Annotated in this window: 2 protein-coding genes; both read right to left on the bottom strand. The window is 66.8% G+C overall.

Annotated elements, in window-relative coordinates; all coding sequences use genetic code 11:
* Positions 1 to 341, bottom strand: a 341-nt coding sequence (locus tag NE591_RS12235) for a hypothetical protein (protein ID WP_256156742.1), incomplete at its 3' end; no start/stop codon positions are given.
* A partial coding sequence (locus NE591_RS12230; RefSeq protein WP_256156741.1) for a helix-turn-helix domain-containing protein occupies positions 338 to 572 on the bottom strand: 235 nt, incomplete at its 5' end. The genes NE591_RS12235 and NE591_RS12230, both read right to left, overlap by 4 nt.

Raw genomic sequence — 572 nt, 5'->3', positions numbered from 1 at the left:
GCCGTATCGTAGGCGATCTTCCCGACCAGAAAGGGCGGCTCGGCGATGAGGGAGGGAAGCACGCAGGCTTGGCGCAGCTGCCCGGTAAGGTGGTGCAGTTCGGGGTAGAAAGCGGCCTTGCGGCGGTAGTCCAGAAAGCCGGCGCCCAGCGCGATGAGCGTGAGGACGTCGGCGACGAGCAGCGTGCCCGCCGAGTTCACGCCGAGGGCCGGCAGACTGAGCACGGTGCTTGCAAGGGCCAGCAGAAACGCCGCCAGACCGATGACGTTGTCGCGCACGTAGGTGGCCGGCGTGAAGGGGGCGATGGGCGTATCCGCCTCGCCTGTGCCGTGCCCGCTCATACGGCGTACCCGACGCCGCGGCGGGTAGTGAGGAAGTCCTCCGGCACACCCAAAGCTCCCAGCGTCTTGCGTAGGCGGTTCACGTTCACCGTCAGCGTGTTGTCGTCGATGAAGGCATCGGATTCCCACAGGGCGCACATGATCTCGCTGCGGGGCACCACTACGCCGGGGTTACGCATGAGCGTCTGCAGGATGCGCAGCTCGTTGCGTGTGAGCTCGGCAGTGCGTCCT

Source organism: Adlercreutzia sp. DFI.6.23 (assembly GCF_024462535.1).
GTDB lineage: Bacteria > Actinomycetota > Coriobacteriia > Coriobacteriales > Eggerthellaceae > Adlercreutzia > Adlercreutzia rubneri.
This window is presented reverse-complemented; position numbering and strand designations above follow the sequence as displayed.